This is a genomic window from Microbispora cellulosiformans (genome assembly GCF_008728085.1).
Lineage (GTDB): Bacteria > Actinomycetota > Actinomycetes > Streptosporangiales > Streptosporangiaceae > Microbispora > Microbispora amethystogenes.
The window spans coordinates 577,217-603,294 of the sequence record NZ_VYTZ01000001.1 but is presented as its reverse complement, the minus strand read 5'-3'; the positions used below and the strand labels follow the sequence as shown (position 1 = coordinate 603,294).

The following is a 26,078-nucleotide window of genomic DNA, read 5'->3' as shown; positions in this document are numbered from 1 at the left end:
AAACACTAACGGTGGCACGCGGCGGTGACCGACGCTCCCGTCATGCGTACCTACCGGGAACTGTTCCGCACTCCGGAGTTCACGCCGCTGTTCACCGTCGGGTCCGCGCAGGTGGCGGCGTCGACGGTGAGCGGCCTCGCGCTCGGCACGCTCGTGTACGGGACGACGAGGTCGCCGCTGCTGTCGGCGCTGAGCATGTTCGGCGCCTCCTTCTCCCAGGTGCTCGGAGCGGTGGTGCTGATGTCGGCGGCCGACCGGCTGCCCCCGCGCGCCGCGATGACGTGCCTGGCGCTGGTGTTCTGCGCCGGGACGGTCGTGCTCGCCGTGCCCGGCCTGCCGCTGTGGGCGCTGTTCGCGGTCGTCCTCGGCATGGGGCTCGCCGCGTCCCTCGGCGGCGGCGTCCGCTTCGGGCTGCTCAACGAGATCCTGCCCAGGGACGGATACCTGCTGGGCCGTTCGGTGCTCAACATGTCGGTCGGCGTCCAGCAGATCGTGGGTTTCGCCTCCGGGGGAGTGCTCCTGACCGCCTTCTCCCCGCGCGGCACCCTGCTCGTGGGGGCGGGGCTGCACCTCGTCGCCGCCGTCGTCGCCCGGTTAGGGCTCGCCGCCCGCCCGCCCCGGGCGCAGGGGCGGCCCTCGCCCGCCGAGACGTGGCGGACCAACCGGAGGCTGTGGTCGTCGCCCGCGCGCCGTCACCTGTATCTGGCCCTGTGGGTGCCGAACGGCCTGATCGTCGGCTGCGAGTCGCTGTACGTCGCCTACGACCCCCGGCACGCCGGGACGCTGTTCGCCTCCGCCGCCGCGGGCATGCTCGCGGGAGACACCCTGGTGGGGCGGTTCGTCCCGAAGTGGTGGCGTGAGCGGCTGAGCGCACCGCTGCGGCTGCTGCTGGCCGTGCCGTACCTGGTCTTCCTCCTGAACCCGGCCCTGCCGCTCGCGGTCGCGGCCGTGGCGCTCGCCTCGGCCGGATACGCGGCCGGCCTGCTCCTCCAGGAACGCCTCCTGTCCATCACTCCCGAGGAGATGAGCGGGCAGGCGCTGGGGCTGCAGTCGTCCGGCACGATGACCATGCAGGGGGTCGGCGCCGCGCTCGCCGGGTCCGTCGCCCAGTTCACCTCGGCCTCGGCCGCCATGGCCGCGATGGCCGCGCTCTCCGTGGCGGTCACCCTGGCCCTGGCGCCCGGCCTGCGTCCCGAGGGGTATGGGAAAGTCTCCTGTGCGCAGACATGAGGGCTTCGTGACCGGCGGTGCCGGGGCGGGCCGCGACGGAGGAGGGCACGTGTCCAGAGACATCCGGCATGTCGAGATCGGCGTCGCCGATCTGGCCCGTTCGCTCGACTTCTACCGGAGCCTGCTGGACCTCGCCGAGGTGGAGGGCCCCGCTGGAGGAGCGGGGGTGGCCTGGCTGACGGCGGGTCCGGTGCTGCTCAAGCTGGTCGAGACGGGCGACGGCGACCTCGGCGGCTGGGTGAACGACGACCTCCAGCGCGGCATCCGGCACATCGGTTTCAAGGTCGGCGACGTCGACCTGCGGGCCGAGCGCGTACGCGACGCCGGGGTGCCCTTCACGCTCCCGCCGCTCGACGCGGTCGGCGGCGTGCGGATCGCGTTCTTCCAGGACCCGGACGGCACGCACCTGGAGATCACCGACAACTACCTGCGGTATCACCGTGTCGCCTCGCCCGAACTGGCCGAACGCGAACGGCTGGCCACCCTGAGCAGGCCGCGTACGGCGCCGCCGGTCTTCGACCACGTGGCGGTCACGTCGGGCGGGCTCGACGCCGCGCTCGCCTTCTACCGCGACACGCTCGGATACGAGGTGATCGGCCAGATCACGCTGGACGATGACCCCCGGGGCTTCCTGATCACCTACCTGCTGGCCGGGCCGGCCGTGCTGGAGGTGTTCACGTTCACCTCGGCCACGACGCCGAGTCCGTGGGCGGCAGCCCCGGCAGTCGGCCCCGGCCGCCGTGGCTTCCGGCACGTCGCCGTCGCTGTGGACGATCCCGAGAAGGAGGCCGGGAGGCTCGTCGCGTCCGGCGCCCGGGTCGCGGCGGACGGGCTGCTCGTCGACCCGGACGGCGTCCCGCTCGCTCTCACAGGCCCCGTCTGACCGACCCTGGAGCGGCGTTCTCCGGGGCGGTGCCCTCGGCCGGGGGCGCGCATCCGGCGTCGACGAGGTGCGGGAACAGGTGCGCGGACAGGACGGCTCTGTGGGTGGGGGTCGCCTCCGCGTGCCGGCGGCGGCCTTCCTCGGTGAGCTGCACGAACACCCCGCGCCGGTCCGCTTCGCACAGGGCGCGGGCGACCAGTCCCTCGCGTTCCAGCCGGGCGATGAGGCGGGACAGCGCGCTCTGGCTCAGGTGGACCTGGTCGGCGAGGCCCTGCACGCGGAACTTGGCCTCGCCCGGCTCCTGGCAGGACGACCGGGCCTCGGCGAGACGCTCCAGGACCTCGAACTCGCTCACCCCGAGGCCGTGCCTCTCGCTGAGCTCACGCTCCAGGACGCCCGACACCTCGGCGTGGCGGGCGAGCAGCGCGCGCCACGCCATGACCACGAAATCGGTGTCGGTGTCGTTCATACGAGTGCCGCCTTTCTGCGCGTGACCATACCATCCGTGCCAACTACATGCAATCGCATTAATTGCTTGTGCATTGAATGCGCGTGCATGTAAGTTTCCGTGCCATGACTTCCTCCACTCAGGACGAGCGCTGGGGGGCCCGCCTGTGGGGTGCCCTCACGGTGCTCTGCGCCGTCGTGTTCCTCGACGCTCTGGACGTGTCGATGGTCGGGGTGGCGCTTCCGTCCATCCAGGCCGATCTCGGGATGACCACCTCCTCGCTGCAGTGGGTGGTGAGCGGTTACGTGCTCGGGTACGGCGGTCTGCTGCTGCTCGGGGGCCGGACCGCCGACCTGCTCGGCCGTCGCCGCGTGTTCCTGTCGGCCCTGGTCCTCTTCGCCGTCGCCTCGCTGCTCGGCGGGCTGATGAGCGACGGGACGCTGTTGATCGCGGCCCGTTTCGCGAAGGGCATCAGCGCCGCGTTCACCGCTCCGGCCGCGTTGTCCATCATCACCACGACCTTCGCCGAGGGGCCCGCGCGCAACCGGGCGCTGAGCATCTTCACCGCCTCCGGCGCCAGCGGCTTCTCGCTCGGGCTGGTGTTGTCCGGCGTGCTCACCGAGATCGGGTGGCGCTGGACGTTCCTCATGCCGGTGCCGGTGGCGATCATCGCGCTGGTGGCCGGGGCGCGGCTGCTGGACCGGGGTGAGGAGCGCGGCGAGGGCGGCCACGACATCCTCGGCGCGGTCACCATCACGGCCGCGATGCTGCTCATGGTCTTCGCCGTGGTGGAGGCGCCCAAGGTGAGCCTGGCGCGCACCGTCCTCTCGCTCGCCGCGTCCGCCGCCCTGGTCGGCCTGTTCGTCCGGCTGGAGCGGAGGGTGCGGCACCCGCTCGTCCGGCTCGGCATCCTGCGCTCCGCACCGCTGGTGCGGGCCAACATCGGGCTGGTCATCCTGTTCGGCTCGTACGTCGGCTTCCAGTTCGTGGCGATGCAGTACTTCCAGAACCTGCTGGGCTGGAGCGCCCTGGAGACCGCGCTGGCGTTCCTTCCGGCCGGACTGCTGGTCGCGGTCGGCTCGACCACGATGGGCAGGCTCGCCGACCGCTTCGGCACCGCCCGGCTGATCGTGGTGGGGTCGGTCGCGCTGCTCGCGGGCTACGCGGTGTTCCTGCGGGTGGACCTGCACCCCGGCCTGTTCACGACGGTGCTGCCCGGCATGGTCCTGCTGGGCGTCGCGTTCGCGCTGTCGTTCCCCTCGCTCAACATCCAGGCGACCGCCGGGGTCGACGACGAGGAGCAGGGGCTCGCCTCCGGGCTGCTGAACACCTCCGGGCAGGTCGGCGGCGCGGTGGTGCTGGCGATCGTCACGGCCGTCCTGACCGCGGGGGCGGGCGGCGGTGACCCGATCACCCACTTCCGTGCCGCGATCCTGGTCTCGGCCGGGTTCGCCCTCGCCGGCCTGGCGATCTCCGTCACGGGGCTCCGGGTCCGGCGGCCGGTCGAGGCCAGGGAGGAACCGGTGCCGGAACTCGTCTGATCCGTCAGGCGGTTCCCTGCCCGGCGGAGGGGGCGTCCCGGTCACCGGGGCGCCCCTCACCGTCGTCCGGCCGTCCGTACGCGGTTCAGTGCAGCGTGCCGGGCACCCAGAGGTCGGGCACGCCGCCGGCCTCGTCCAGCGCGATCGGCCGGGAGGCCCCGGTGCGCACGTCGACGGCGTGGACGGAGTATTCCTCCTCGTCTTCGTCGTCGGGCTGCCTCGCCTCGACGATCACCTCGTGCTCGCTCGCCCAGCCGCATACAACGGTGACGTGCGCGTCCGGGGGAAGGGCCGCCTCGCGCCGGGTGAGTACGCGCCCGGTGGCGGAGTCGAGGGTGACCACCTGGCCGTGGTCGTCGTCGCCGGGGTGGGCGCGCTCGGCCGCCACGGCGACGGCGCGTCCGTCAGGGGAGACCGCGACGCCGGACTCGAACAGCGCCGGGTCGATCGGCGCACTGCTCAGCGTGCGCCCGTTCGGCCGCACCCGCAGCAGGACGGTGGTGGCGAGCCGCCCTGGAATCGTGTTCGTGTCCCACGTGGCCGTGCCCGTCACCGTGCCGTCGTCCCCGACCGCCAGGATCCGCATGCGACGCGGCAACACCGCGACCCGGTAACCGGTGAGGCTCTGCACCCGCGGCAGGGGTGCTCGCGCGCCCGCGCCGAAGTCGGCGGCCATCCACCGCCCTCTGGGCGAGATGACCAGGTGGGCGTCCTGCGGTGACACGTCCTCGTTGAGCGGGAACATGCCACTTCTCTCCGCCCGGGCACGACGCCGGTCGAGGACCATGAAGTCGGGCGACGTCTCGCCGTAGTAGGCCACGCGGTTGCCGTCCTGGCTGATCGCGAGGAGGGAAGGGTTCCAGTGGCCGCCGGGGTCGAGGGCCACGTCCGGAACGCGCCACTGCTCGCCCGTGGTCGTGACCAGCCGCCACTGGTCGCAGCCGTTCGCGAACTTCTCGGCGAACGCGTCCCAGTCGTCGTCCGTGCAGGAACCCTGGTAGGCGAAGCGTACGGGGGCGGGCAGGGGGGCGCGCAGCGTGCCGGGAATCGCGGCGCTCACGTCCGGGGAACCGGAGGCTCCGGGGGTGCCATCGCCGACTGCCCGCTCCACGCGCCCGGCCAGGCTCGTCACACCGAAGGCGAGGGAGACGACGACCAGGGCGCCGAGCGTGACGCTCACGGCCGTGACCACCGCACGACGCCGGGTGCGGTGCCGCCGACCGGCCCGCGCCGCCTCCGCGGCGAGCGGGACCGGGTCGAGCGCGGGCATCCCCGCGGACAGGGCGGCCAGCTCCCGGCGCAGCGCCGCCTCCCACGGACCGTCGCCGTGGTCGCCCGCGCCGGTGCCTCCCGCAGGACTGACAGGCGCGATCGCCGGGGACGCGGAGAACGGTGCGGCATGGTACGGCGGCGTGCGGCCCGCAGGGGCGGCGAACGAGCCGGGCGCGGCGGCCGCAGGGGTGGCGAACGAGATGGGCGCGGCGGCCGCCGGTTCGGGGGCCCGGCCCGCCTCCGACGGCGACCCCCACGAGCTGGGCGCGGGACCGGCCGGCCCGGATGGCGATGCCCAGGGGCTGGGCGAGGGGCGGGTCGGCTCTGATCCCGGGGCCGTCCCCGCCGTGGTGCCCGGGACCGTCCCTCCTGTGGTGTCCGAGGCCGTCCCCACTCCGGTCTCCGGGGCCGTTCCTGCCGTGGTGTCCGGGGCCGTTCCCGCGACGAACGAGGCGGGAAGGCGGTCGCGCAGTTCGGCGATGGCGAGCACGGTCTCGGTGTTGGCCGTCCGCGCGTCCATGCGGCACAGGCCGGCCGCCTGCCAGGTGGTGTGCCCGTCGTGGAAGCAGGCCACGACAAGGGCACGCCGCCCCGGCGGCAGCGCGGTGAGTGCCTCCGCGAGGGCCGCCGCGTCCGTGCCGGGCGTGCGGCTCGGGTGCGTGCCGCGCCCGCCCGCGGCTCCGGGTCGCGGGCGCTCCAGGTAGGCCCAGTACAGCGCCTTATGTGTGGCTTGGGCGGGAAACGACCAGCATGTGGTGCCCCATCTGGCGGCCACGGCGGAGAGCGCTGTCACCACGAGTGCGCGGGCGGCCTCCGGTTCTCCCGTCAGCGACAGGGCTGTACGGGCCAGCGGCCGGACGTGGTCGGCGGCGAAGGCGTCAAAGCCCGGCAGATCTCTCACCGCGGCTCCTCGCCCGTACGGCGAGGAGGCCCGTGTCGTGTCTGCTTCAACGCATCACTCCCGGCTCGGGGGCCTCTCTCGCGACCACAGCCGACAAAGCGTAGTGCGAACGTGCGCGAATGACATGATCTCCGGATCAACTGACACACTGGTCGGCATGGTGAGGAAGATCGAGGGACCCACCCGGGTGCCGGTGCCGGGCGGGAAGGTCATCGACGAGTACGTCGGCCGCGTCAACAGCGGTGACGAGCAGGTCTCCATCGCGCACATGGTGGCGCCCGCGGGCTGGAGCGAGCCCGCGCAGGCCCCGGGGTTCGCCGAGTACACGCTCGTCCTCAAGGGATCGGTCGTCGTCGAGCACGAGGGAGGAACGACCGTCGTGGAGGCGGGTCAGGCGTTCGCCAGCGAGCCGGGGGAGAAGATCCGCTACAGCGCCGGGCCGTCCGGCGCCGAGTACGTGGCGGTCTGCCTGCCCGCGTTCTCGCCGGAGACCGCCAACCGCGAGGAGTGAGCGACGGCGAGTTTCGCCAGGCCGCCCGATCCGGGTCCGTGGATAGGATTGCCGGATGTACGACCGCGGTGAGGAGGGCGAATGAACGAGCTGCCCACTCTGGAGGAGATCCGCAGGGCGCCGAAGGTGCTCCTGCACGACCATCTCGACGGCGGACTGCGGGCCGGGACGATCGTGGACCTCGCCCGGGAGTGCGGGCACGAACTGCCCGCGTACGACCCGGACGCGCTGGGGGCCTGGTTCAGGGCGGCGGCCGACTCGGGCTCGCTGGAGCGCTACCTGGAGACGTTCGCCCACACCGTCGGGGTCATGCAGACCCGCGAGGCGCTGGTCAGGGTGGCCGCCGAGTGCGCCGAGGACCTGGCGGACGACGGCGTGATCTACGCCGAGGTCCGTTTCGCGCCTGAGCAGCACACCTCGCAGGGCCTGTCGCTGGACGAGGTCGTGGAGGCCGTGCTGGAGGGGTTCCGGCTCGGCTCCGCCGGACCGGACGGCGGCGCGCGCATCAGGGTCGGCACGCTGCTCACCGCGATGCGCCACCAGGCCCGCTCGATGGAGATCGCCGAGCTCGCCGTACGCTATCGGGACCTCGGCGTGGTCGGCTTCGACATCGCGGGCGCGGAGGCCGGATATCCGCCCACCCGTCACCTGGACGCCTTCGAGTACCTCCAGCGGGAGAACGCCCACTTCACGATCCACGCGGGGGAGGCCTTCGGGCTGCCGTCGATCTGGCAGGCGATCCAGTGGTGCGGCGCCGACCGGCTGGGCCACGGGGTGCGGATCATCGACGACATCACGGTGCCGGCGGACGGCGAGGCCAAGCTCGGCAGGCTCGCGGCCTACGTCCGCGACAAGCGCATCCCGCTGGAGATGTGCCCGACCTCCAACCTGCAGACCGGGGCCGCCCCGTCGATCGCCGAGCACCCGATCGGTCTGCTGCGCCGCCTGTACTTCCGCGTGACGGTCAACACCGACAACCGGCTGATGAGCGGCACCAGCGTGTCGCAGGAGTTCGCGAAGCTGGTGGACGCCTTCGGCTACGGCTGGGACGACCTGCAGTGGTTCACCGTCAACGCGATGAAGTCGGCGTTCATCCCGTTCGACGAGCGGCTCGCGCTGATCAACGGCGTGATCAAGCCCGCTTTCGCGCAGATGCGGCAGCAGGCGTGAAGCCGCAGGTCTTCCGGTCGAAGCCGGCCTGGATCTTCGGTTGGGCCTGGCTGGTGTTCGCCGCCTGGAACGCCTGGGACCTGATCGCCCACGGCCGGCTGCCCAGCGCGCTGATCGCGGGGGCGGTGCTCGGCGTCATCACCGTGCTGGTCTTCGTGATGGCGCTGCGGCCCGCCATCCTCGCCGAGGAGGGCGGGGTCCGCGTCCGCAATCCGCTGAAGAACGCCTACGTCCCCTGGAACGCCGTCGACGACCTGACCGTGACCAGCGCGATCGTCATCGAGTCGGGCGGGACCGCCGTACGCTGCTGGACGCCGCAGGCCACGGCGCGGGAGCGGGCCAGGGCCGCCGGGCAGGCCGTCAAGGCGGCCTCGTCGAAGGACCGCGTCGAGCGGGCCACGGCGGCCGTGGGCGGGCGCACCCACGCCGACTGGGTGGCCCAGCAGCTTGAGGAGATGAGCGGGTCTCGCCGGCAGACCTCCTCCGGCGAGACCCGGGTCACCTGGTCGCCCTCCGCCCTGGCCGCCCTGGCGGCCGCGCTCGCGCTGGTCGTGGCGGCCGTCGTCGTCTCCTGAGACGCCCCTCTCAGAGAGCGAGGGCGGTGGCGAGGTCCCGCTTAAGGGCCTCCAGGTCCGCCGCGGCCCGTGCCCTGGCCGCCGTGACGTCGTCGTCCCCGACCGGTACGACGACCTCCAGATAGCACTTGAGCTTGGGCTCGGTGCCGCTGGGCCGCACGATGACCCGGGCGTCGCCGGAGAGGCGGTACCGCAGGCCGTCGGTCGGCGGCAGCCCGGCCGCCCCCTGCGACAGGTCCTCGGCCGACTCCACCACCCGGCCCGCCAGCCGCGCCGGCGGGTTGGTCCGCAGGCGCTCCATCGCCTTCGCGATCAGCGACAGGTCCTCGACCCGGACCGACAACTGGGTCGTCGCGTGCAGGCCGTACCGGCGGGCCTGCTCGTCGAGCAGGTCGAGCAGCGACCGGCCCTCCCGCCGGGCCGCGGCGGCCATCGCGGCGACGGTGAGGGCGGCCCCGACGCCGTCCTTGTCGTGGACCGGCAGGCCGGCGTCCGACCCGACGCTGTAGCCCAGCGCCTCCTCGTATCCGAAGACGAGCCCCGGCCCCGACTTCATGATCCACTTGAAGCCCGTCAGCGTCTCGGCGTGCCGCACGCCGTGGTCGGCAGCGATCTTCGCGAGCAGTGACGACGACACGATCGACGTGGCGACCAGCCGGTCGCCGCCCGAGGTGTGCCGCAGCACGTGCTCGGCGAGCAGCCCGCCGACCTCGTCGCCGGTCAGCATGCGGTAGCCGCCGCCGGGCAGCGGCGTGCCGACCGCGCACCGGTCGGCGTCCGGGTCGTTGGCCAGCACGAGGTCGGCGCGGGTGGCGGCGGCGAGTTCGAGCGCGAGGTCCATCGCGCCCGGCTCCTCCGGGTTCGGGAACGTGACAGTGGGGAAGTTCGGGTCGGGCATGGCCTGCCGGCCGACCATGACCGGCACCTCGAAGCCCGCCGCGCGGAACGCCTCCGACACGGTCGCGCCGCCCACGCCGTGCAGCGGCGTGTACGCGACCGAGATCGCGCGGGCGTCGCCCAGCGGCAGCGCCGTCAGCGCCCGCAGGTACGGCGTGACGATGTCGTCGTGGCCGAGGGTCGTCCAGTCGTCGCCCAGCGGGAGGGCGTCCACCGGGCCGGTCGCGTCGATGGCGGCCGAGATCTCCAGGTCGACGGGCGGGACGATCTGCGCGCCGTCGCCCCAGTAGACCTTGTAGCCGTTGTCCTGGGGAGGGTTGTGCGAGGCGGTGACCATCACGCCCGCGTCCGCGCCGAGGTGGCGCACGGCGAACGCCAGCACCGGCGTCGGCCACTTCCCGGCCATGACCGAGGCGCGCAGCCCGGCCCCCGTCAGCACGCGGGCCGTGTCGGCGGCGAACACGTCGGACTTGTGCCGCCCGTCGTAGCCGATCACGACGTGGCGTCCCGGTCCGAGCACCCGGGCCAGCCCGGCGGCGGCCCGCATCACGGTCACCCGGTTCATCCGGTTCGGCCCGGCTCCCAGCGCGCCGCGCAGGCCCGCCGTGCCGAACTCCAGCTTCGCGCCGAAGCGGTCCTCCAGCGCGTCGAGGTCCTGCCGGTCCAGGATCGCGTCGAGTTCCGCCCGCGTGTCGGGGTCGGGGTCCTGGTCACGCCATTCGCGGGCGAGTCGTACGAGATCGGTCACAGGTGCTCCCTAAAGCTTGTCGACGACCTGGGCGAGCAGGACGCCCATCCGGGCGGCGGTGGCGCGGCCCACCTCCAGGACCTCCTCGTGGTTGAGCGGCTCGTCCGCCAGGCCCGCGCCGGGGTTGGTGACCAGGGAGATCCCGAGCACCTCGGCCCCGGCCTCCCGGGCGGCGATCGCCTCCAGCACGGTCGACATGCCCACCAGGTCACCGCCGAGCGTGCGCAGCATGCGGATCTCCGCGGGCGTCTCGTACGTCGGGCCGCGGAAGGCCACGTACACGCCCTCGGTCAGCGAGGGGTCCACCTCGCGGGCGAGGTCGCGCAGCCGCCGGGAGTACACCTCGGTCAGGTCGACGAACGTCGCGCCGACGAGCGGGTTGCTCCCGGTCAGGTTGATGTGGTCGCCGATGAGCACGGGGTCGCCGACCTTCTGCGTCTCCGGGCGCAGCCCGCCCGCCGCGTTGGTCAGCACGACCGTGCGCACCCCGGCCGCGACGGCCGTACGGACGCCGTGCACCACCGGGTCCACGCCGCGGCCCTCGTACAGGTGCGTACGCCCCAGGAAGATCAGCCCGTTGAGCCCGGCCGCCGTCCGCACCGCGCGTACCGTGCCGGCGTGCCCGGCGACCGCGGGCGGGGAGAACCCGGGCAGCTTCGTCACCGGGAGTTCGGCGACCGTCTCGCCGATCGCGTCCGCGGCCGGCACCCATCCCGAGCCCATGACGAGTGCGACGTCGAAGGAAGAGATGCCGGTGAGGTTCCTCAACGTGGTCGCGGCCTCGGCCGCCAGGTCATAAGGGGTCACTTTGCTGAGCGTACAGAAGGGCATGACGAAGTCCGGGGCTCCACCTGCCCGTTCTGCCGCTCAGGGCGTCGCTGCGTTCGTCGCTGGGGTCGTCGCTGCGGGTGGGATCAGTCGCCGAGCGACTTGCAGGGGCGGTTGCGCAGCCCCGTGACGTAGTCGTCGGGAGCCCCCGCCTTCTCCGCGGCGTCGGCGAGGATGCCGATGTAGCGCGCCGAGGGCAGGCCGCCCTCGTAGGAGTCGAGCACGTGCGACCAGGCGAGCACGTCGCCCTCCAGGGTCGCGACGCGGAGCCGCACCTTGCGGTAGAGGCCGAGGTCGGTGCCCGTCCACCGGTCGAGGGACGGCTCGTCCCACTCCGGCACGTCGTACAGGACCACGAATACCTGCTCGTCGGCATCCTCGACTATCGTGGCGAGAGCACCCTCCCAGCTGACGTCCTCGCCGCCGAAGGTGAGCCGCCAGCCCGGGAGCCACCCCGTTCCTCGCATGGGCGAGTGGGGCGCCCACTCCGCCATCTGCTTGGGGTCCATGTTGCTGCCGTAGGCCGCGTAAACAGGCACGGCACCCAAGCCTAATCCAAGATCGCCAAAGTTGGACGGGTAGCGCGCGCATGAGGTGTGGCGCGAGAAATACGAGTAGTTGACCCGTTACGCGGCCCTCGCCGGGAATACGTAGCCAGGATGCGGGACAATGGAGCATGTGACAAGGATCGTGATCATCGGTGGCGGCCCCGGCGGATACGAGGCGGCCCTGGTCGCCGCGCAACTGGGGGCGCGGGTCACCGTAGTGGAGGAGGAAGGGCCCGGCGGGGCGTGCGTTCTCACCGACTGCGTGCCGTCCAAGACCCTGATCGCCACCTCCGTTCGCAAGCAGGCGCTTCTCGACGCGGCGTCTGTGGGGGTCCGCTTCGACGGCGGCCTCGACGGTGACGCGGGCGGCATCGCCGTGGACATGATCGACGTGAACAAGCGCGTCAAGGAACTCGCGCTGGCGCAGTCCGGCGACATCGCCGCCCGGCTGGCCGCCGAGGGCGTCGAGGTCATCCGCGCCCGCGGCCGCCTGGTCGATCCCCAGGTGGTGCGCGCGGGCGACCGTACGATCCGGGCCGACGTGGTCATCGTGGCCACCGGCGCCCACCCCCGGGTGCTGCCCGGCGCCGAGCCGGACGGCGAGCGCATCCTCAGCTGGCGGCAGCTGTACGACCTGGAGGAGCTGCCGGGGCACCTGATCGTGGTCGGCTCCGGCGTCACCGGCGCGGAGTTCGCCGGCGCCTACCAGTCGCTGGGCTCGGAGGTCACACTGGTCTCCTCCCGCGACCGGATGATGCCCAACGAGGACGCCGACGCGGCCGAGGTGCTCGAAGAGGTCTACCGGCGGCGCGGCATGAACGTCATGGGCCGCTCGCGGGCCTCCTCGGTCAAGCGCACCGAGCACGGGGTCGTCGTCACGCTGGAGGACGGCCGCACGGCCGAGGGCACCCACTGTCTGATGACCGTCGGCATGGTGCCCAACACCTCCGGCCTCGGGCTGGAGGACAACGGGGTGCGGCTCGACCGGGGCGGCTTCATCGAGGTCGACAAGGTCTCCAGGACCTCAGCCCCGGGCGTTTACGCCGCGGGCGACTGCACGGGCGTCCTGATGCTCGCCTCGGTCGCCGCCATGCAGGGCAGGATCGCGGTCTGGCACGCGCTCGGCGAGGCCGTGCAGCCGATCCGCCTGGCCACCGTCGCCTCGAACATCTTCACCGACCCCGAGATCGCGGCGGTGGGGATCTCGCAGCGGCAGATCGAGTCAGGCGAGATCGAGGCGAACGTGGTCAAGCTGCCCCTCGCCACCAACGCCCGGGCCAAGATGCAGGGCTTCCACGACGGTTTCGTGAAGCTGTTCTGCCGCCCCAACACCGGCATCGTGCTCGGCGGCGTCGTGGTCGCCCCGCGCGCCTCGGAGCTGATCCTCGCCGTGTCGGTGGCCGTGCAGCACCGCCTGACCGTGGACCAGCTCGCCCACACGTTCGCCGTCTACCCGTCGCTGTCCGGCTCGATCACCGAGGCGGCCCGCCGCCTCATGTCGCCCCTGACCGCCGGAATCTGACCGCCGGTATCTGACCGGCCCGGCGACCGGCCCGTCTCGCTCGCCGGTGCCGGCCCCTCGGCGGGCGCGCGCCGGGCCGCACGGCCGGTTACCGCCGCGGCTCAGTGGCCTCCGCCCGTGTGCGGCAGCCGGGACCGCACCTGCCGCAGGGCGTCCCGTCCCCGTGCCACCATCACGGCCGCCGCCCGCAGTTCGTACGGCGTGCGGGCGACGCCGAGCGCCTGCTTGGCCGCCTCGTAGGCGTCGAGCGCCGCCCGCCACTCCTGCGACGGGCCGCTGATCTGGTTGATCTTCATCTCGAAGTCGAGGGCGTCGATCTCCTCGCCGAAGCGGGTCACGTCCTCCTCGGCGGCGTGCCTGGCCACCGCCATCTCCGCCGCGAAGCGCTGCTTGCGACGGTGCGCGGCGCCCCACATGATCAGGGTCAGGACGAGCCCGAGGCCGCTCACGACGACCAGGATCAGCGCCGGTGACGGGCCCCGTGTGCCGCCCGCGCGTACGGTGAGATCGTCGCCGGTGTCGTCGCGTACGACGTCGTCCACACCGACCTGGGCGTCCCCCTCTCCGTCCGCGCCGTCGGTCCGGCCGGGCGCGACGGCGTCGTCCGGCAGGTTCACGGGCGTGCCGCGGGCGCCGGTGAGGTTCACGTCGCTCGCCTGGATGAAGGACGCCTTGCCGACGTCGGCGCCCCGGAAGTCGGCGCCGTCCAGTTCGGCCTGGGTGAACTCCGCCTCCGACAGGTCCGCGTTCCTGAGCACGGCGTGCTCCAGATGGGCCTGGCCGAGCTTGGCCTCGCCGAGTTTGGCGCGGGTGAGGTCGGCCTTGCGGGCCTTGATCTGGCCGAGCGTGGCATCCCTGAGGTCCGCGCCCACGAGCGTGGCGTCGGTGAGGTCGGCCTGCGTGAGCACGGCCCGGGTGAGGACGGCGCCCGTCAGGTCGGCGTGCGGGAACTCGGCCTGGACGGCGTCCGCGTCGGTGAGGATCGCTCCGCGCAGATCCGCCTTCCTGGCCCGCAACTGCCCGAGGTCCGCGTCCGACAGGTCGGCCCCGCGCAGGTCGGCGTAGTCGAGGTGCGCCTGGCCGAGGTCGGCCTCCTTCAACGACGCCTTGCGGAGGACGGCTCCGGTCAGGTCCCTGGCGGTGAGATCCACCCCGTCGAGCTTCGCGCCGGTGAGGTCGGCACACCGCAGGACCGCGGGGAGGGTGCTGCCCTGGGTGAGGTCCCTGCCCCGGAGCTTGACGCCGCTTCCCGGCGCGCACGGCGCCCCCGCCGCCGCGTACAGAACGCGTGCGGCGGCCGCCGGGGACGAGAAGAGCGTCGCCGGCAGGAAGGCGAGCGACAGGACCTGGACGGCGACGAAGAGGGGGGCGAAACGGCGCAAGGGGGGCCTCCTGGGGGAACGCCCCGAGTCTCCCACGCGATCTTTACGTTCGCTTGCAAGTCGCTGACGCCGTCTCCCGGAGCGCTCACGGAGCGCTCACGGCTGCTCCGGCTCGGGCGAGGCGCTGGCCATATCGAGAAAATCGGCACCATATCGCCTTTGTCGCAATCGCCTAATATTGCATATTATGTCGCGTCGGGTCATTCTAATGGCCGCCCGCTCGGCGGCCGTGCAACGACGCGAAAAATCATCGCTTTCCCGCGGGCAGCCGCCGTGCGTGCGCGGAAATGGAACGCCCGCTTGTTCTCGCGGCGCCCGAGAGAAGTGTCCCGATCGTTCCTGAGGTGATAAAAGGCTGTCCCAGGGGCTTTTATCGGCCTATCGGAAGGGGATCAATCCGGCCGAACGAAGGTGCGGGTCATCGGGGGTAACAATCATGCGTGAAAGCGACCGGGCGAGCGGCGAGGCGAGCGAGCTGACGCGCCGCCGGTTCATCCAGTTCTCCGGCCTGGCGGGAACCGGCCTGCTCGCCGGTGCGGGGCTTCTTTCCGGCGCCGGACGCGCCCTGGCCGTGCCTCCGCCGAGCCTGGCCAAGGGGCCCGACCCCAAGGAATGCGGCAGGACCACCGACTCGGACTCTCTTTGGCAGCGCAGTCAGAAGTGCCACAGCAACAACACCTGCCTGCAGAACCACACCGACTACGTCGTGATGGGCGGCACCAACAGCAAGAAGGGATACGTCAACTACATTCTCGTCCCCACCGAGCGGATCAACGGCATCGAGTGTTCCTGGATCTGCGGCAACAGTGCGCCGAACTATTGGAGCGCCGCCGACTACTACGCCACCCAGTCTCCCACCGTGGTTCCCACTCCGGTGGGGCTCGGGATCAACTCGAAGGCGATCAGGAATTTCGACCAGCTGCACATCCATATGGCCCGGGCGCGATGGGAGTCTTTGAACGACCTCGTCGCGCAGGACAACCTGGCCGCCTGGCACGTGCCGCACTGGGCGGACTCGCGCGTGTCGGTCCGGGGTCTCAGCGAGAAGCTCGGGATCATCCCGCACACCTACCGGGTGCTCATCTGGCCCGGATTCAACCAGGACAATCTCTTCGCGATGCTCAGGTCAATGCTGGCCGCTTCGCTGGGGCACGGAGGGACGACCGCCAAGGCGCAGCCGCTAATGCAGTACCAGACGCTGATCGTGATCCCCCGGCCCGCCGGGGGCTACTACATCGTCAACAGTGAGAAGGGCCTGGTCGACCCGAACAACCCCCACCTGACGGGAACCGACACCTGCGACCCGTTGCTGCTCATGCATCCCTGACCCGGCACCGATCGCTTGCCGGGGTCTCCGACGACGAAGGGGGCGGACCGTCGTGGTCCGCCCCCTTCTCAGGTCGTATCCGGTGTCGTGTCAGGCGTTACCAGTCGCCGCCGCCGAAGTCTCCTCCGCCGAAGTCGCTGCCGCCGCCCCAGTCACCGCCGCCACCGAAGTCGCCGCCACCGCCGCCGCCCCAGTCGCCGCCGCCGCCGGACTCGACGCCCGCGGCGTATCCCGAGTCGTAGCCGGCGCCGTAGCCGCCGTAACCGCCGTAGCCCCAGCCGCCGAAGGCGTTGCCGAGCATCGTGCCGACGAGCATGCCGGTCAGCAGGTCGCCGCCGAAGCCGCCGTAGTAGCCGTACGCGTAGGGCTGGTAGGCGGGACCGGCGTCCCAGTAGGGCCTGCGGTGGCCGTTCACCACGACCTCACGCATCTGCGGGTCGAAGCCGCGCTCCACGGCCTCGGCGTCGGCCGCGCAGGCGGGGACGTCGCGCACCGCGCCGCCGGGGGGCGCCCAGCGGACGTTGCGCACCGACGGGCCGTGCTGGGGGTTGAAGAAGCACGGCGGGAGCCGCTCGGGCAGCGGCTGGTTGTTCACCCGTGCCTTGACGCACGCCAGCGCGTAGCGGCCGTCCTCCAGCGTCGAGGTCACCGTACGCAGGTCCTCGGGCCGCTTGATCGCGTCCAGCTCGGTCTTGGCCCGCTCGTAGGAGTCGAGCGCGCGCTGCCAGTCGCTCGTCGTCTCCGCCTGGGGGAGCATCTTGACGTCGACGTCGAGCGCGGTGATCTCCTCACCGAACTTGGTGACGTCCTCCTCGACCGTCTGCTTGACGGCGGCCAGCTCCGCGGCCTCGCGCTCCTCGCGCTTGCGCTTGTTGCGGCGTCCGATGATCCACAAACCGGCACCTCCCACTACGGCGACGCCCAGGATGCCGACGAGCACGCCCGAGCCGCCGCCACCACCGACGGTGGAACCAGTGCCCCGGGCGCCCTTCACATCACCTTCGTGGACCAGGTTCACCCGGTTGACGAAGTCCTGCATGCCGCTGACCACGTCGCTGTTGGCGCTGGTGGACAGCCGCGCCAGCGTTCCCGCGGCGTTCTTCGGCAGGTCGTTGGAGCCGGCGAACAGGCTCATGCCGTCGAGCAGGGCCACGGTCGCCCGCGACCGCCCGGCCTTGTCGAGCTCGGTCATCAGCTGCGGGATGTACGTGCTCACCTGGGCCGTGGTCACGGTGCCGTCGGGCAGCGCGACCATGTAGATCTTGGCTTTCGAGTCCTCCAGCTCCTTGCGGATCTTGCTCTGCTGGTCCGGCGAGAGCGGCGACCCGGGCTGGACGAAGAGCGGGTTACTGCTGTTCTTCCATGACGCCACGACCGTGGCCGGGTCCGGCGGAGCCGCCGCGTTCGCGGCGGGAGCGAGCGCGAGCGAGATGAAGAGCCCGGCGAACAGAGCCGCCAGGGCGGCCCCGGCCCGTCCGAGCGGTGATTTCATGGTCACGGCTTAAGCCTCCTTCGCCCTACTGGACGAACGGCAGGGCGCGATGGTTCCTCCACAGGAAACTATCGTTCCCCATCGCCGCACCACACCGCACGACGACCGTACGGTCGCCGCGGGCCGGGCCGGGTCAGGCGTCCTTGATCTCGCAGAGCGCGGTCCCGGCGGTGACCGTCTGGCCGGCGGTGGCCGCCAGGCCGGTGACCGTGCCGCCCTTGTGCGCGGTCAGCGGCTGCTCCATCTTCATCGCCTCCAGGACGATGACCGTGTCGCCGGGCTCGACGGTGTCCCCGTCCGCCACGACGACCTTCACGATCGTGCCCTGCATGGGGCTGACGAGCGCGTCGCCGCTCGCCGCGGCCTTCTTCGCGCCGCTCCCGCCGGACCGCCTGGGCGCCGCCTTCCTGAGCTCGGGCCGGTCCGCCCCCGGGCCCGCCGAACCCAGCCCCGCGGGCAGCACGACCTCCAGCCGCTTGCCGCCGACCTCGACCGTGATCCGCTCACGGCCGGCGGGCTCGCCGGGGGCCTCCGCCGTCGCCTCGTACGGCGGGATGTCGTTGACGAACTCGGTCTCGATCCACCGGGTGTGGACGGAGAACGGCTCGCCGGCGAAGGCGGGGTCGTCCACCACGGCCCGGTGGAACGGCAGCACGGTCGGCATGCCGCCGATCTCGTACTCGGCCAGCGCCCGCCGCGCCCGCTCCAGCGCCTGCCGCCGGGTGGCCCCGGTCACGACCAGCTTGGCCACGAGGGAGTCGAACGCCTGCGGGACGCTCATCCCGGTCTCGTAGCCGCCGTCGAGGCGTACGCCCGGCCCGGAGGGGACGCGCATCGAGGTCAGCGTGCCCGGCGCGGGCAGGAAGCCCCGGCCCGCGTCCTCCGCGTTGATCCGGAACTCGATCGAGTGGCCGCGCAGCACCGGGTCGTCGTACCCCAGCGGCTCGCCGTCGGCGATGCGGAACATCTCGCGGACGAGGTCGATGCCGGAGACCTCCTCGGTCACCGGGTGCTCGACCTGGAGCCGGGTGTTGACCTCCAGGAAGGAGATCGTGCCGTCCTGGCCGACGAGGAACTCGCAGGTGCCGGCGCCGACGTAGCCCGCCTCGCGCAGGATCGCCTTCGACGACGAGTAGAGGAGGTCGAGCTGCTCGTCGGTGAGGAACGGCGCCGGGGCCTCCTCCACGAGCTTCTGGTGACGGCGCTGGAGCGAGCAGTCGCGGGTGCTGACGACGACCACGTTGCCGTGCCGGTCGGCCAGGCACTGGGTCTCGACGTGGCGCGGCCGGTCGAGGTAGCGCTCGACGAAGCACTCGCCGCGCCCGAAGGCGGTCACCGCCTCGCGTACGGCCGACTCGTAGAGGTCGGGGATCTCCTCCATCGTCCGGGCCACCTTGAGCCCGCGTCCGCCGCCGCCGAAGGCCGCCTTGATGGCGATCGGCAGGCCATGCTGCCCGGCGAACTCGACCACCTCGTCCACGCCGGACACCGGGTCGGGGGTGCCCGCCACGAGCGGGGCGCCGACGCGCTGCGCGATGTGCCGGGCCTGGACCTTGTCACCGAGCGCGTTGATCGCCGAGGGCGGCGGGCCGATCCAGATCAGGCCGGCGTCGATCACGGCCTGGGCGAAGTCGGCGTTCTCGGCCAGGAAGCCGTAGCCGGGATGGACGGCGTCCGCGCCGGTCTTCTCGGCCACCGCCAGGATCTTCGCGATGTCGAGGTACGTCTCCGCCGGGCTCTGCCCGCCGAGCGCGTGGGCCTCGTCGGCCACCCGCGCGTGCAGCGCGTCCAGATCCTGGTCGGCGTACACCGCCACGCTGGCCAGGCCGGCGTCCCGGCAGGCCCGGGCGATCCGTACGGCGATTTCGCCACGATTGGCGATCAGGACCTTGTGCACAGGGATGTCCCTTCCCTTCAGCGCTCGCGAACCCTGCCTGGGAGTGTAGAGGTGCCGCCTGACCCGAGGGGGCCCCAGGGGCACCCCTGACCTACGCCGGGCAGGGATTTCCGGGGTGGGCGGCCGGGATCCTGCGCCCGGCGGGCCGGCTCCTCCCGGCAATGCCCGGTGGAAGGGGAATGAACTACCAGAAAAGCCACACTCTTCTTCCGTTCCGATATAGCCGCTCGGCATAAGGTCTCCACAGGATTGACCTGCGTTTTACGGTGAGGGCGGCCCCTTTGTCGATGGAGGAGTGACTGAATGAGTAACAGCTTGCTCGGCGGCGACCCCGCGGAGATGCAGGGCATGGCCGCGCAGTTCAGCCAGCAGGCGGACCAGGTTCGCACCACGATGGCCGCCCTCGACCGCGAGGCGGCCAAGGTCGGCACCGCCTGGACCGGCCCCGGCGCGCAGCGCTTCCACGACGCCTGGCAGAGCTACCGGACGGCGTTCCAGCGCATGGCGGAAGAGCTCAACGAGGCCTCCCGGGTCATCACCACGTACCGCGGCAACATCGAGTCCGCCACCCGCTGACGAAATCCACACGATCTCCGCTGGGCGCCCCGGCTGACGAGGCGTCCGGCGATTCGTGAAAAGGGACGGCCTTTATGCCGGAAAAAGGGCTGAAATAGCCGTCCTCGTCCCACCGCCGGACGCCGCCCCTGCGGCGTCCGGCGCTGTGTCTCCGGGGTCACTGTGTCTCTGGGGCGCCAGGGCGCTGGGTCACTGGGGGACGGCCGCCTGGATCGGGGTGGCGGTGCCCGAGATGACCAGCAGGCCCCGCCCGGGAGGCCCGCCCACGGCGCCACGCGGCAGCCGTACGGTGAACAGGTCCCCGTCGGCGGGACTCTGCACGTTCAGCAGCAGGCCGGTCCGGCCCTTGCGCGCCTCGGCCGCGAAGCCCCGATAGGCCGTCGCCAGGTCGCCGGTGGTCCCCGCGACGAGCAGGCCGTGCTCGCCGTCCCGGCCGGTCCGCAGGATCTCGTCCAGGGCCAGCCCGAGCGGCGAGTCAGGGGAGATCAGTTCCGCGTCGTCCACGACCACCACGTAACGCTCGTGCCCGGCGACCAGGGCCAGCGGGTCGAGCGCGCCGGGCAGGCCGCCGAACTCCTCCGCGCCGCCCCCGGTCACGCTCCTGGCGTTGCCGTCCAGCACGGCGAGCACTCCGGACGTCCCGGCGAGGTCGCGCAGCGGGCTGCGGCGCGGGGTCACGACGAGCACCGGCGTGCCCCGGCCGAGCAGCGAGCGCGTCGCCGTGAGCAGCGTGGACGACCTGCCCGATCGGGGCGGCCCGGCGATCACCGCCGCCGGGCCCTGGCCCTGCAGGTCCACGCCCAGCGGCGTGAGCGCGTCGCCTCCCGCGCCGAGCAGCGCCCACAGCGCCGACGGCGGCTCGAACGCTGGAGCCAGGTCCATCGTCTGCTCCGCCGTTATCCGCATCGGCAGGGCGTCCACCCGCAGCGGGGGCTCCGACGGCCAGACCCAGGCGCGGGCCGCCTCCCCGCCGTCCCCCACGGCTCCCGTCGCGCCGCTCGTCGTGCCCCCGGCTGTGCCTCCGAACCTGGCCGCGGCCGTACGGGCGAGATCCTGCAGGACCGCCACCTGCGCGGGCCCGGAGGGGTCGTCGCCGAGCAGCGCGAACTGGCTCTCCACCAGGCCGTGGTCGCCCACCGACAGGGCCCGGCCCGGCGGCATGGAGGTCGGCAGGTTGCGTACGGGCAGCCCGGCGAGCCCGTAGTCGGCGGGGTCGGCGAGCCGGAGCACCAGCCGGTCGTCGAAGACGGTGGAGATCTGCCCGATTAGGCCCGACCGGTCGGAGGTGACGACGGCGCGCAGCCCCACGGCCGGTCCCTCCCGCAGCAGTTGCAGCAACGCGTCGACCAGCCGCCCGTAGTCGTAGTTCTCGAACGCCGCGACGTATCCCTCCCAGCGGTCCAGCAGCAGCACCATCCAGGGCAGCGCCCCCACGCCCGAACGGTCCCGGGCCGCGGGCGGCCTGGTGTCGGCCCGGGACCTGGCGGCGCCCCGCGCCTCGGCGAGCGAGGCGTACCCCGCCTCGGCCAGCAGGTGCTGACGGCGCCCGACCTCCGCGCGCAGCCGGGTCAGCAGGCGCTCCACCCGGTCCATCTGGTCGCGCGTGACCACGGCGCCGCAGTGCGGCAGCGCGACGAGCGGCAGCAGCGCGCCCGACCCGCAGTCGACGGCGTGGACGTGCACGTCCTCGGGGGAGGCGCCGGCCGCGATCGACCCCGCGATCGTCCGGAGCGCGCTGGACCTGCCGCTGCGCGCGCCGCCCGCGATCAGCAGGTGGCCGCCGTGGCGCGGGTCGAGCGTGAGCGCCCGCCGGGCCTGCCGCCAGGGCAGGTCCGTCACGCCGAACGGCAGCGGCGGCACCTCCTCGATCCCCGGCCGGTACGGCGGCGCCGCCGCCAGCGCCCCGCCGTCGAGCGGGTCGCTCCCCGACCCGGGCCGCCCGGACCCCGACCGTCCGGAGCCGGACCTCGCGGAGCCGGACCGCCCGGCCGCCGCGGCCTCGACGTCGAGGACGACCCGGTCCGGAAGGGGCGGCAGCCAGGGGCTGGGCTGGCGGGGCAGCCCGTTCCCGGCCTCCAGCAACGCGTCGACGAGCAGGGCCAGGTCGGTGCCGCTCCCCGCCTGGGCGGGCGGGGCGGGCAGCGGACGGCCGAGCGCGGGCCAGGGCAGGTCGAGCACCCGCACGTCCTCGGCGCCGCCGTCGGCCGCCCCGTTGCCGCGGACCCGGGCGTGCGGGGTCCGCCCGCCGATCCTGGCCGTCTGCACGGCGACCGGCGTGGACGAGCCCGCCCGCACGTAGCAGCGGCCCGGCGTCGACCGCGAGATGTGCGCGGCGTCCGGCGCGTCGATGACGTCGCCGGACTCGCGGGCGTCGGTCACCCGCAGCGCGATCCTGAGCGAGGTGTTGGCCTGGATGTCGGCCGTGACCACGCCGCCCGGCCGCTGGGTGGCGAGGATCAGGTGGATGCCGAGGGAACGGCCCCGGCGGGCGATGTCGACCAGGCCGTCGACGAAGTCGGGCAGCTCCGCCACCAGCGCGGCGAACTCGTCGATGATCAGGACGAGCCGGGGCAGCGGCGGCAGGTCCCTGTTGTTCCCGGCGCTCTCCGGCACCGGCGCGGCGAAGATCCCGCCGCCGCGCGCCCGCCGGACGCCGCCGGTGCCGAGGACCCACGTGGCCCCGCGCGACCGCTGGTAGTCCTCGATGTCCTTGGCCCCAGCATCGAGCAGCAGGCGTTCCCTGCGCCGGATCTCGGCGGCCAGCGACGACAGGGCGCGCTGGGTCAGGTGGCCGTCGAGGTCGCTCACCATGCCGACCGTGTGCGGAAGCCGCACGCACTCCTTGAAGGCGGCCCCGCCCTTGTAGTCGATCAGCACGAACGTCATCTCGTCGGGCCGGTTGACCACCGCGAGCGAGCAGATCAGGGTCTGCAGCAGCTCCGACTTGCCCGCGCCGGTCGTGCCCGCGACCAGGGCGTGCGGGCCGTCCCTGCTCAGATCCACCTCGAACGGCCCCTCCGGCCCCACGCCGATCAACGCCCGGGTCGTACGGCCCTGCCGTTCGGCGAGGGCGGCGGGGTCGGGCGAGACGTCCAGCAGGTCGAGCAGGCGGACCGCGTCGGGCAGGGCGGCCGAGGGGTCCTCGCGGCTCACGTCGCGCAGCGGGGCGAGCGCGCGGGACAGGCGCTCGGCCCAGGACGGCGAGACCCGGTCGGCGCGGATGCCCGTGATCGGGTCGAGGCCGCCGCCGTGGAGCCGTACGCCCCCCGCGGCGTCGCAGGACACGACCGTCGCGCACTCCTCGGGCAGCAGCCGCTCGTCGTCGTCGATCGCGATCGTGTAGACCCCCGCCCGGGGGCCCTGCCGCAGCACCTGCGGCATGCCGGGCAGGCCGCGCAGCACCTGCGCGCCGTCGAGCACGACGAGCACGTCGAACGGCCGCTCGTCGTAGGTCGTGAAGGCCGGCTCGGCGGGCCGGTTCCCGCCGCGCCCCAGGTCGTCCCAGCCCGCCGGGCCGCCCGACAGGCGGGCGCCGCGCGGCGCCCCCGGGTAGGGGCCGGAGCCGTTCTCGGCGTCGAGCCGTTCGGCGACCAGGGCGGCGAGCTCGGAGACGCGGCGGGCGGCGGCCTCGGGGTCGGCGCCGACGAGCGCGGCGCAGTCGGACGACAGGGCGCCCCCGCGGGCGGCGTCCGGGGCGCAGTGCGGCAGCCAGCGGACCCAGCCCCACTGCTCGGCGCCGTCGGCGTTGGCCGAGAGCACCACGACGGCGAGGTCGCGCGGGCTGTGCAGGGCGGCGGCCTGGCCGACGAGCCACCGGGCGCAGCCGAGGGCCACATCCCGCGGACCGGTCAGGCCCGCGACGCCGAGGCGGCGCATGACGAGCGCGACCGGCACGTCGTGGCAGACGGGCGGCTCCCGCCGGGCCGCGTCGGGAGGAGTGCCGGTCTCGGGCTCGAACTCCAGGTCGGCGGGCAGGTCGGCGAGCCCTATCCGCAACCGCAGCGCGTCCTGGTCGTGCACCCGGCGCTCCCAGAGGCGGCGGCGCGGCCCGGTCGCGGTGAGCAGCACCTCGGCGGGGTCGGGGGCACCCTGGCGGCGGGCCTCCTCGTCCTGCCGCACCGCGCGGGCCACCTCCGCCTCGAAGGCGGCCATCCGCTCGCGGTACGCCTTGAGCGCCTGGCGGTGCTTCTTCCTGCCGTGCCTGCGGTCGCTCACCCACTGGCCGATCATGATGAGCGGCGTCATGAACGCGATCAGCAGGTAGTACCACGTGTGGGTGACGAGGGCCATGACCACGCCGAGGACGGCCGGCAGCATCGCGGCCAGCAACTGCAGCCGCATGCCCTCGCCGCGCTTCGGCTCGGCCGGGACGGTGAACCGCCGCTGCCGCTCGGGCCGCTGCAGGCGCGGCGGCCGGTTGTAGGCGAGGCCGCCGTCCGGCAACGCGTCGAGGTGGGCGTCCGGGGGCCGTACGGGGCCCAGGGACAGCACGGAGCCGCCGCAGGAGAGCATGCCGCCCGCGGGCCACTCGACCGCCCCGGTGACCGGCTCGCCGTCCAGCCGGGCGACCGGCTCGCCGCCGGGCGCGGGAGCGGGTCCGGCGGGCTCCACGGTGGCCGTCCCGAGGGCGAGCCTGACGACCAGCGCGACGGGCGGCATCCTCGGGTCGGGTACGGAGATCGCGCAGGCGGGGTCGGCGCCCAGCGTGTGCGCGCCGAGCCCGATCCGGTGGACCACTCCCGCGCCCGGCCCGCCCACCACCCGGAGCTCCGCCGGGCCGCCGGGCTCCTCCGTCACGGTGGCGGCCGCGGCGTGGCCGTCCAGGGCCACGAGGTCGCCGTCCCGCAACAGGCCGAACACGACCGCGTCGGGGTCGAGCGGCCGGCCGTCCACCCAGAGTCTCGTCTCCTGGCCGGCGGCGGGCGCGGCGGGCCGGTCCCGGTCCATGTCGTACGGCGCGCGGGCACGCGGGAGCCGTACGACGTTGGCGGGCCGGGCGGACGCGCCCTCCAGCGCGGCGGTGAGCGCGCCGGTGAGGGCGGCGACCGTGGCGGTCCCGTCTCCCTCGACCAGCACGTCGCGGCGGCCGTGCTCGGTGACCACGGTGAGCGTAACCCGCATGCGCAGACTCCCAGACGGCGGTGGTGCGGCGGAGAACTCCGGAAAGCGTTTCATCCCGGGGCGTTCCAGTGAAGATCTTCACCGAGGCCGGCTCCGGCGCCGCCTCGTCCGGCCGTTCTCCCGCGGGACACCGTAGCCGCGCGCCCGCCGCTCATCTGGGCGTTTCCCGGAATAGGTAAAAGCGCCTGTCATCAGGTGACGTGTGACGGACCGGGAGACATGCCCGGCACGACCCCCGCCGCGCTTCGCCGGATGCCGCTGTGAACGATGTGACAAGTGGGGAGGATGTGGTCAGTCACTATCACGAAATGTCGTGATAGTAAAGCTTTGTGTCGATATGGCGATAGATCGACTCCCGTTGACAGGCGTATTCCTAACGGATAAGCATGGGTCGCCACTTCGCGCCACTTATGGCGGCCGGAGCTGGCCATAATGGAGTGAATTCGGAGCAACGGTAAGACCGTAATTACAATCAAGCGGCCCGAAAATAGAAGGGGCGCCGTCATCCTGGGGGTCCCCCGCCCATGAGGATCAGCGAGAAGTCGCCGCAGGACGCTCGCGCGGCCGCGCGGCCCGGCCTGTCCGGTCCGGCCTCCCGCAAGCTGCCCGTGCCGCCGCGGGAGCGCAAGCCCGCCCTCGCCGCGCTCGCCGTCCTCCTCATCCTGGGCGGCGCGCTGGCCACCACCCTCCTGGTCATGCGCAGCGGCGACCGCGTCTCGGCCGTGCAGATCACCCAGCAGGTGGGCGCCGGGCAGCGCATCCCGCCGTCCGCGCTGCGGGAGGTGCAGATCGCCGACACCGGCATCGACTACGTCGCCTGGCGGTACAGGGACCAGGTGATCAAGACGTACGCCGCGGTGACGCTGCTGCCCGGCACGCTGCTCACCGAGCCGATGACCGCCAAGAGCACCGACCAGGTCGGCCCGGCCAAGGCCAAGGTCGGCCTCTCGCTCAAGGCGGGACAGATGCCCACCGACCTCAGATGGAGCGAGATCGTCCAGGTGGTCTACGTGCCCACGGCCGGGCGCAACTCCGCGACCACGCAGCAGAAGGTGCTGACGACCGCCGCCCGCGTGGAGAGCATCTCCTCCGGACGGTCCGGCGGCGGGCTGGTCACGATCGTCGTCGACACCACGATCGCGCCGACCATCGCGCAGTACGCGTCGAGCGGCGAGATCGCACTCATCTCGCTTCCGGGGGTCAAGTGAC

General features: G+C 72.9%; 19 protein-coding genes. 10 read left to right on the top strand and 9 right to left on the bottom strand.

Annotated elements, in window-relative coordinates; genetic code table 11:
* Window positions 1-42 precede the first annotated feature (42 nt).
* Both F5972_RS02435 and F5972_RS02430 read left to right on the top strand, forming a co-directional pair.
* Entirely contained in the window at window positions 43-1,230 is a 1,188-nt protein-coding gene (locus tag F5972_RS02435) for an MFS transporter (RefSeq protein WP_150930619.1), read from the top strand.
* A gap of 49 nt (window positions 1,231-1,279) precedes the next feature.
* Window positions 1,280-2,113, top strand: a complete 834-nt coding sequence (locus F5972_RS02430; RefSeq protein ID WP_191909906.1) for a VOC family protein — start codon at window positions 1,280-1,282, stop codon at window positions 2,111-2,113.
* On the opposite strand, the gene F5972_RS02425 is transcribed toward F5972_RS02430, so the two are convergent.
* Window positions 2,097-2,582: a MarR family winged helix-turn-helix transcriptional regulator gene (locus tag F5972_RS02425; RefSeq protein ID WP_150930615.1), complete on the bottom strand. Its 486-nt coding sequence runs from the start codon at window positions 2,580-2,582 to the stop codon at window positions 2,097-2,099. The two genes, F5972_RS02430 and F5972_RS02425, sit on opposite strands and share 17 nt — an antisense overlap.
* Window positions 2,583-2,686: 104 nt before the next feature.
* Here F5972_RS02425 and F5972_RS02420 point away from each other — a divergent pair, with 104 nt between their 5' ends.
* Window positions 2,687-4,102: an MFS transporter gene (locus tag F5972_RS02420; RefSeq protein ID WP_150930613.1), complete on the top strand. Its 1,416-nt coding sequence runs from the start codon at window positions 2,687-2,689 to the stop codon at window positions 4,100-4,102.
* Window positions 4,103-4,187: 85 nt separating this feature from the next.
* On the opposite strand, the gene F5972_RS02415 is transcribed toward F5972_RS02420, so the two are convergent.
* Complete coding sequence (locus F5972_RS02415) at window positions 4,188-6,275, bottom strand: SigE family RNA polymerase sigma factor (protein WP_150930612.1); 2,088 nt, start codon at window positions 6,273-6,275, stop codon at window positions 4,188-4,190.
* 157 nt (window positions 6,276-6,432) lie between these two features.
* Between F5972_RS02415 and F5972_RS02410 the strand changes: the two genes are divergently transcribed.
* The 3 genes from F5972_RS02410 to F5972_RS02400 all read left to right on the top strand — a co-directional run bounded on the left by F5972_RS02410 (window position 6,433) and on the right by F5972_RS02400 (window position 8,531).
* Window positions 6,433-6,786 carry a cupin domain-containing protein gene (locus F5972_RS02410; protein WP_150930610.1) on the top strand — a complete coding sequence of 118 codons (354 nt, stop codon included), beginning with the start codon at window positions 6,433-6,435 and terminating at the stop codon, window positions 6,784-6,786.
* Between the two features lie 81 nt (window positions 6,787-6,867).
* Window positions 6,868-7,956 carry an adenosine deaminase gene (locus F5972_RS02405; RefSeq protein ID WP_150930607.1) on the top strand — a complete coding sequence of 363 codons (1,089 nt, stop codon included), beginning with the start codon at window positions 6,868-6,870 and terminating at the stop codon, window positions 7,954-7,956.
* The gene (locus tag F5972_RS02400) at window positions 7,953-8,531 is read left to right on the top strand and encodes a hypothetical protein (protein WP_150930605.1); all 579 of its coding nucleotides are present in this window, start codon (window positions 7,953-7,955) and stop codon (window positions 8,529-8,531) included. The genes F5972_RS02405 and F5972_RS02400 overlap by 4 nt, the downstream gene beginning before the upstream one ends.
* A gap of 10 nt (window positions 8,532-8,541) precedes the next feature.
* Here F5972_RS02400 and F5972_RS02395 read toward each other — a convergent pair whose 3' ends face one another.
* The 3 genes from F5972_RS02395 to F5972_RS02385 all read right to left on the bottom strand — a co-directional run bounded on the left by F5972_RS02395 (window position 8,542) and on the right by F5972_RS02385 (window position 11,543).
* On the bottom strand, window positions 8,542-10,176 hold the full coding sequence (locus F5972_RS02395) for a phospho-sugar mutase (RefSeq protein WP_150930603.1): 1,635 nt from the start codon (window positions 10,174-10,176) through the stop codon (window positions 8,542-8,544).
* A 9-nt stretch (window positions 10,177-10,185) separates the two neighbouring features.
* Window positions 10,186-10,983 carry a purine-nucleoside phosphorylase gene (locus F5972_RS02390; protein ID WP_404803025.1) on the bottom strand — a complete coding sequence of 266 codons (798 nt, stop codon included), beginning with the start codon at window positions 10,981-10,983 and terminating at the stop codon, window positions 10,186-10,188.
* A 107-nt stretch (window positions 10,984-11,090) separates the two neighbouring features.
* On the bottom strand, window positions 11,091-11,543 hold the full coding sequence (locus F5972_RS02385) for a gamma-glutamylcyclotransferase (protein ID WP_138460432.1): 453 nt from the start codon (window positions 11,541-11,543) through the stop codon (window positions 11,091-11,093).
* A 139-nt stretch (window positions 11,544-11,682) separates the two neighbouring features.
* Here F5972_RS02385 and F5972_RS02380 point away from each other — a divergent pair, with 139 nt between their 5' ends.
* Window positions 11,683-13,074: an NAD(P)H-quinone dehydrogenase gene (locus F5972_RS02380; protein ID WP_150930599.1), complete on the top strand. Its 1,392-nt coding sequence runs from the start codon at window positions 11,683-11,685 to the stop codon at window positions 13,072-13,074.
* A 101-nt stretch (window positions 13,075-13,175) separates the two neighbouring features.
* On the opposite strand, the gene F5972_RS02375 is transcribed toward F5972_RS02380, so the two are convergent.
* On the bottom strand, window positions 13,176-14,456 hold the full coding sequence (locus tag F5972_RS02375) for a pentapeptide repeat-containing protein (RefSeq protein ID WP_191909905.1): 1,281 nt from the start codon (window positions 14,454-14,456) through the stop codon (window positions 13,176-13,178).
* Window positions 14,457-14,892: 436 nt separating this feature from the next.
* Here F5972_RS02375 and F5972_RS02370 point away from each other — a divergent pair, with 436 nt between their 5' ends.
* The gene (locus F5972_RS02370; RefSeq protein WP_150930594.1) at window positions 14,893-15,783 is read left to right on the top strand and encodes a CDP-diacylglycerol diphosphatase; all 891 of its coding nucleotides are present in this window, start codon (window positions 14,893-14,895) and stop codon (window positions 15,781-15,783) included.
* A gap of 97 nt (window positions 15,784-15,880) precedes the next feature.
* Here the strand turns inward: F5972_RS02370 and F5972_RS02365 are convergent, their stop codons facing one another.
* Together F5972_RS02365 and F5972_RS02360 are read right to left on the bottom strand one after the other, a co-directional pair.
* Window positions 15,881-17,275: a hypothetical protein gene (locus F5972_RS02365; RefSeq protein WP_191909936.1), complete on the bottom strand. Its 1,395-nt coding sequence runs from the start codon at window positions 17,273-17,275 to the stop codon at window positions 15,881-15,883.
* Between the two features lie 133 nt (window positions 17,276-17,408).
* Entirely contained in the window at window positions 17,409-19,172 is a 1,764-nt protein-coding gene (locus F5972_RS02360) for an ATP-binding protein (RefSeq protein ID WP_150930590.1), read from the bottom strand.
* Window positions 19,173-19,475: 303 nt separating this feature from the next.
* Here F5972_RS02360 and F5972_RS02355 point away from each other — a divergent pair, with 303 nt between their 5' ends.
* Window positions 19,476-19,748: a WXG100 family type VII secretion target gene (locus tag F5972_RS02355; protein ID WP_111698308.1), complete on the top strand. Its 273-nt coding sequence runs from the start codon at window positions 19,476-19,478 to the stop codon at window positions 19,746-19,748.
* A gap of 189 nt (window positions 19,749-19,937) precedes the next feature.
* On the opposite strand, the gene F5972_RS02350 is transcribed toward F5972_RS02355, so the two are convergent.
* On the bottom strand, window positions 19,938-24,869 hold the full coding sequence (locus tag F5972_RS02350; protein WP_150930587.1) for an FtsK/SpoIIIE domain-containing protein: 4,932 nt from the start codon (window positions 24,867-24,869) through the stop codon (window positions 19,938-19,940).
* 524 nt (window positions 24,870-25,393) lie between these two features.
* On the opposite strand from F5972_RS02350, the gene F5972_RS02345 reads away from it, so the two are divergent.
* Window positions 25,394-26,077, top strand: a complete 684-nt coding sequence (locus F5972_RS02345; RefSeq protein WP_150930585.1) for a hypothetical protein — start codon at window positions 25,394-25,396, stop codon at window positions 26,075-26,077.
* Window position 26,078: the final 1 nt, after the last annotated feature.